A 5,952-nucleotide genomic window follows, 5' to 3' on the forward strand; every position below is an offset into this window, starting at 1 on the left:
CCCGGTCCGTCCGGGGCGGCGGGGTTCGCCGTTTCCCGGCCGCCGCCTGGGACGGTGGCCGCAGCCCGGGGCGGTCGGTGGCATGGAGCGGTCGGTGGCCTGGGGCGGTCGGTGGCCTGCGGAGTAGCATCGGCGCGATGTTCGCACTGTCGGGTCGGTCGCCGCTGCTGCTGCCGTGGGCCGCGCTCAAGCTCGCGGGACGGTTCGTCCTGCCGCTGACGCTGTGGTTCACCGCCGGGCGGCTGCTGCGGTACGGCGCGCTGTACGGCGGGTACCGGCTCGGCGCGATGAAGGGCACCGCCGCGACGGTCGCGCCGCTCGTCACCGTCGGCCTGCTGGTGGTGATCACCCTGGCGACGGCGGTGCTGATGGTGCACTGCGTCCGCGAGGGCCTGGACGTCGTGCACGCCCGCGCGGCGGACGGCGACCTGACGCCGTGGGCCGTCGGGAACGACGAGTCGGTGGTCGGCGCGATGGCGCGGGCCGCGCTCCCGTTCGTGATCTTCTACCTGGCGTGGGGGATGCAGACCGACGACGCCCGCGAGTTCGCCGACATGGCGGCGAGCCGAGGCTTCGCCGAGGGCGGCTTCCAGGGTCAGCTCAAGGGCATGGGCATGCTGATCTCGCTGGAGAAGCACGTCGTGCTCGCCGTCGGCATCACCGTGGGGTTCTTCGTGGTCAAGACGGCGGTGGAGTGGCTGCTGGAGGAGCGGCTCGGCCGCTCGGCGGGCGCGCTGATGGCCTTCCTGGAGATCAACTTCACGCTGTTCGGCATCTTCACGATCGACCACCTGCGCGGCGACGCGGCCGGCTGGATCACCGGGCGGCGGGCGTGGCAGTGGATCGACGGCGCCGCCGGACCCGTCCTGGACCTCTGGCCGCCGTTCAAGGACGCGGTGCTCGGCGCGCTGATCTGGCTGGTCATCGCCGGGGTGATCCTCGGCCTGGACGCGGGCGACGAGCGGGTCGTGCTCGGCCGCGGCCGGGCCGCGCGGCGGCTCGCGGCGGCCGGCGGGATCGAGCGGCAGGGCAGCGTCCGGGAGGTGCTGACCCGCGGGTTCCGGGAGATGTGGCTGTCCGCCTGGTACGGGCTGCGGCTCGTCCGCCGGTCCGGGATGATGCCGTTCGCGGTGTTCTGCCTGCTGTTCTCCGCGCTGGACGTGGGCCGGGACGCGTCCCGCCGCTGGGTGTACGCACTGCTCGGCCCGCACGAGGTGACGTGGTGGATGCCGCGGCTGCCGCTGGTGGACTTCGGGACGGGCCTGGTCTTCGAGATCCTCCGGATCTGCCTGCTCGCCGCCGCGTTCAACCTGGTGATGGCGCGGGTCACGGCGCGAAACGCAGCGAAGGCAGTGGCGTCCCCTGCTTCCGCGACGCCTTCGGCGCCTGCACCCGCAGCGCCAGGGCCGCCGCCACCGTACGGGGCACCGTCCCTCTGACGGTGACGCGGCCGACGGCGCCCGGCCGTGCCGTCCCGGCGGCGAGACCGGTCGCCGACCAGCTGCGGCCGTCGCCGTCGGTGAAGGTGTAGACGATGCCGTAGGAGCCGACCGCCTTCGCGGCGGCCGCGTCGTCCGGCCGGACGGCCAGCACCACCTGCAGCTCCGTGACGGTGTCGTCCTTCGGCTTCGTGCCGAACGACGGCGGCGCGGCGGCCTGCCGTCCGACCACCTTCCACCGCGCGCCCACCAGCGTGCCGGTCGCGCCGCGCGGAACGTCCGTCACCTTCTCCGGCGGTTTCAGGTTCTTCTCGACGCTGTCGGTCTCGTCCATCCATTTCAGGACGAGGAGGGCGGGCAGCAGCGCGGTCAGCGCGAGCGCCTGGATGACGCGCCGGTCGCGGGGACGGAGCCGCGGGCGCGGCCGCGCGGGGATCGCGGGCAGGTCGGGGTTGGTCCGCTGCGGGTCGTCGAACCCGGAACCGGCCGCGGCCGTCACGAGGCCGCCTCCGGGTCGAAGCGGTCGACGGCGCCGCGGAGCAGCGCCCGCGCCCGGTCCGCGTCGATCCCGAGGTCGATGTCGGCGGCGGCGGACAGCTGGGGGAGCAGCCCGCCCGTCCCGACGACGAGATGCGCGCCGCGCAGGCGGTCCTTCGGCAGCTCGAACAGCAGCGTCCCCGGCGCCCAGATCATCGGCTGCATGTCCGGGACGGTGCTCGTCGTCCCGGACCGCGGGTCGTACCGGTAGCCGTAGCCGCCGGGCGTCTCCAGCACCGCCGTGCCGAGGCGGAGCGGCTCGCGCTCGCTCCTCGCCCGGATCCGCACCGCGAGGTAGACGCCGTCGGTGCCGATCGCCGGCTCGTTCCCGAAGCTCAGGCCGGGCGCCAGCGACCGCGCCGCCTGCACGCCGTCGACGCGGACGCTGAACATGCGATTGGAGACGGTCTGCCCGATCCTCCCGTCGTTGCGGAGCGGGTCCATCTCCTTGGCGTCCACCTTCGGCCGCATCGTGTGCACCCACATCGCCGCGACGAGCAGGCCCGTCCCGACGACACCGGCACCGCCGCGCACCAGCAGTTCGCGCCCGTCCATCAGGGGCTCGCGGTCGGCCGGGGCCGCTGCGGCCGGGTGGTCCGCACGGTCGGACGCGCCGCACCGGACGTCGGGCGGGCGGCTCGGGTCGGGCGCGCCGCCCGCGTCGGGAACAGCGTCGGGGACGGCGCGGGCGACGCCGGAGTCGCGGCGGCCGCGACCGGGAGGGTCATCTTCGCGGCGAGCGCACCGTCCTCGGTGTCGGGCAACCAGTTGTAACTGACGTCGGTGAACCCCGTCCGGTACTCCCATTTCCGCAGGCCGACCGTGAACCGGCGCGGCGCGTCCGCCGGCCCCGCCTTCCACATCGCGGACGCCTCGACCGGCAGGCCCGGCTGGACCGAGTCCGTCTTCGCGCCGCCCGCGCCGCCCTCGACCTGGTCGGGCTCCAGCCACTTGCCGGCCTTGGTGCGCGCGGCGAGCCCGTCCTTCAGGCCGCCGTCGCCGAGCGACTCGGTCTCCTTGCCGTTGTTGACGACTCGCATCCGGACGATCAGGTACCGCTTCGGAGCCGTGTCGAACGCGCCCTTGACCAGTCCGAGCCGCGCGTCCCGGACCGTCAGCGTGAACAGGCCGACGTCCAGCGCCCTGCCCGGCCTCTCGACGGGCTGCTTCGGCGCCTCCTCGAAACCGCCCGCGACCCACGTCACCGCCGCGACGGCGGCGACCGCGCACACCACGGCGACGGGGACCAGCCGGCGCCTCGCTGAGGCGCGGTCCCCGCCTTCGCCGAACGGCTCCCCCGGAGGCGGCCCGCCCGGAGGCGGGGGGACGGGGGCGGTGGAGTGCACGCGCCGAATGCTAGTACGGCGACCGCCGCGTCCTTAAGGTCGCGGATGACCTGGCTCGGGGCCTTCCGGAGAGCGCCGGGGACTACGCTGCCAGCGTGACGGAGATCATCGACTATGGGCGGTTCGCGGACCGGCTCGCCGCGCCGCGCCCGCGCTGGGACCTGCTGCGCGAATTCCAGGACGAATGGGGCTACACGGTGCCCGCCGGAGTCGACCCGTGGCCGAAGTGGTCGGAGACCGAGCACCGCGCCTACGTCCGCACGCTCCACGAGGAATGGACCGGCGAGGAGGAGGACCCCTTCGAGGGCGTCGACCGGACGCTGCCGATCCCGGAGGCGCTGGACGAATGGTGGGACCTGCCGTTCAACTCCTTCACGTACTCGTCCCGGCTGTACTGGACGAACCCCGAGTACCCGCCGACGCTGCGTCCCGACCCGTCCGGGTACGGCGTCTCGGAGGGCCTGCCGGAGCCGAACCCGTTCGTCGGACCCGGCGGTGACCTGCGGCTCTGCTGCTTCATGGCCGAGTACGAGTACTGCAACGAGTGGGCCTACCTCGCGTCCGAAGCCGGCCACGACGACCCGCGCGTGCTCGTCAGCGTCGGCGAGGACGGGTGGGTCCTGCAGGCCCGGTCGATCTCCGAGTTCTTCGTACTGCTCGCCGCCGTCCGGCTGCCGTCCCACCTCGGCTGGTCCGTCCAGCTCGGCGACGACGACTTCCCCGACGGCCCCTCGGCGCGGGAGCGCATCGAGGCGGCCTACCGGCCGATGGGCTTCCAGAACTGGCGGGAGCTCGGTGCCGACACCGCCCTGTTCGGCGGCCCCGACGTGATCGTCCGGCACGACACCGGCATGGCGGACTTCGCCGTCGAGATCAGCGGCCGCAGCTGGGACGCCCTCGCCGCCACCGCCCGGACCCTCGGCTGGACGTGGGACGAGGATCTCGTGGAGCCGCCGAGCAAGGACGAGGAGTCCCAGTGAAGCGGCGATCCTCTTGGAAGCGCGGGGAGCCTCCGGAGTTCCGCTGAAAGGAGGCGGGCCCGCGCGTCCCGATGAGGACGGAAGGCCGGGCGACGGCGGCGAATCGTCTAGAGTCATGGCGTTCGCACGGTTTCAGGAGAGATGGGGAATGCGCGCAGCGGGACTCGTGGCCGGCGCCACCGGCCTGGCCCTGACCACGGCGCTCGTGTTCGCCCCGGTCGCGTCCGCCGCCCCCGGCGACCGGCCGCAGGCGGCGCCGACCACCAAGCCGCCGGCGACCAGGAAGCCGACGCCGACCAAGTCGCCGGAGCGCAAGCAGCAGCAGGCCCCGTCCGGCGGCCAGTGCAACAAGCCGAGCGGCCAGCCCGCCTCGGCGATCACCCAGCAGCCCTGGGCGCAGCGGCGGCTGGACTTCGAGCAGGCGTGGTCGATCACCCGCGGCGCCGGCGTGACCGTCGCCGTCGTCGACAGCGGCATCGAGGCCGCCCACCCGCAGCTCAAGGGCAAGATCGTCGGCAGCTTCGACGCGACGGGCACCACGCCCACCGACTGCTACGGGCACGGCACCCAGGTCTCCGGCATCATCGCCGGGTCCGACATGCGCCGCCGCAACGTCCCGTTCGTCGGGGTCGCGCCGCAGGTCAAGCTGCTCGACGCCAAGTTCACCACGGGCGAGAGCACCGACGACAACACCCTGCTGCCGAAGGCGATCACGTGGGCCGCCGAGCACGGCGCCAAGGTCATCAACGTCTCGGCGCGCGCCCCCGACACCACGCTCCTGCAGCAGGCCGTCAAGGTCGCGCAGCAGCACGACGCGCTGATCGTCGCCGCGGCGGGCAACGTCGACAAGGACGAGCGCGGCAAGGAGAGCGCGGGCTACCCGGCCAACTATCCGGGCGTCCTGTCCGTCGCCGCGGTGGACCAGAACGGCACGATCTCCGACTTCTCCAACCACAAGACGCGCATCGACGTGTCCGCGCCGGGCCAGGACATCATCTCGACCGTCGGCACCGGCTACGCGGGCGGCCTGCAGGGCACCAGCTTCAGCGCCCCCTACGCCGCCGGAGTCGCCGCGCTCGTCCGGTCCCGGTTCCCGAAGCTGACGTACCAGCAGGTCATCAACCGGATCCTGATCACCGCCGAAGGCGGCAACGGGCAGGGCAGCGGGTACGGAATGATCAGCCCGATGCAGGCGGTGTCCGCCGTGATGGACCCGAACGCCAAGCCCGGGCAGACGTCCGCCGCCCGCCCGCTGAGCAGCCCCGTCCCCATCGCGCACGCCGCGCCCGTCGACCACCGCACCCGGAACATCGGGCTCGGTATCGCCGGTGGCGCGCTCGGTCTCACCGTCCTCGTCGCCTTCGGCGGGGCCGTCATTCCGATGGGCCGCCGCCGAGGCTGGAAGCCGGGCCGCGTCCCCGCCCTCCCGACAGGCGAAGACCGCCACTGATCGCGGTAGCGTTTTCGGTTCTCTCTGTTCTGTGCTCTCTGCTCTGTGCTTGAGCGCATTCAGGGTGTTCTTGCAATGGGGCGGGCGAGCTATGTGTTCGGGAGAATCGGCGAGAGGGGTGTTCGGGTGGTGGGGTGGCGCTTGCGTACGGGGCCGCCCCTCCAAAGTCAAGGGCGCCTTCGGCGTCGCTTCGCGATGGA

6 protein-coding genes are annotated in these 5,952 nt (G+C 73.3%); 3 read left to right on the forward strand and 3 right to left on the reverse strand.

The genetic code is table 11. The features are described from left to right. Nucleotides 1-137 precede the first annotated feature (137 nt). Nucleotides 138-1,439, forward strand: a complete 1,302-nt coding sequence (locus ABZ914_RS44580; RefSeq protein ID WP_500200767.1) for a hypothetical protein — start codon at nucleotides 138-140, stop codon at nucleotides 1,437-1,439. Here ABZ914_RS44580 and ABZ914_RS44585 read toward each other — a convergent pair. Genes ABZ914_RS44585 through ABZ914_RS44595 form a run of 3 tightly spaced genes read right to left on the reverse strand, consistent with a single transcriptional unit; the run spans nucleotide 1,327 to nucleotide 3,322 of the window. Beyond that, complete coding sequence (locus ABZ914_RS44585) at nucleotides 1,327-1,938, reverse strand: hypothetical protein (protein ID WP_500200768.1); 612 nt, start codon at nucleotides 1,936-1,938, stop codon at nucleotides 1,327-1,329. The two genes, ABZ914_RS44580 and ABZ914_RS44585, sit on opposite strands and share 113 nt — an antisense overlap. Further along, a complete protein-coding gene (locus ABZ914_RS44590) occupies nucleotides 1,935-2,531 on the reverse strand; it encodes a hypothetical protein (protein WP_500200769.1) in 597 nt (198 codons plus the stop codon). Before ABZ914_RS44590 ends, ABZ914_RS44585 begins: the two co-directional genes overlap by 4 nt. Beyond that, entirely contained in the window at nucleotides 2,531-3,322 is a 792-nt protein-coding gene (locus ABZ914_RS44595) for a hypothetical protein (protein ID WP_500200770.1), read from the reverse strand. Before ABZ914_RS44595 ends, ABZ914_RS44590 begins: the two co-directional genes overlap by 1 nt. Before the next feature lie 95 nt (nucleotides 3,323-3,417). Here ABZ914_RS44595 and ABZ914_RS44600 point away from each other — a divergent pair, with 95 nt between their 5' ends. Together ABZ914_RS44600 and ABZ914_RS44605 are read left to right on the forward strand one after the other, a co-directional pair. Further along, a complete protein-coding gene (locus tag ABZ914_RS44600; RefSeq protein ID WP_500200771.1) occupies nucleotides 3,418-4,302 on the forward strand; it encodes a hypothetical protein in 885 nt (294 codons plus the stop codon). Nucleotides 4,303-4,450: 148 nt separating this feature from the next. Beyond that, a complete protein-coding gene (locus ABZ914_RS44605) occupies nucleotides 4,451-5,752 on the forward strand; it encodes a S8 family peptidase (protein WP_500200772.1) in 1,302 nt (433 codons plus the stop codon). Nucleotides 5,753-5,952 lie beyond the last annotated feature (200 nt).

The organism is Spirillospora sp. NPDC046719 (assembly GCF_040645715.1).
Classification (GTDB): Bacteria; Actinomycetota; Actinomycetes; order Streptosporangiales; family Streptosporangiaceae; genus Spirillospora.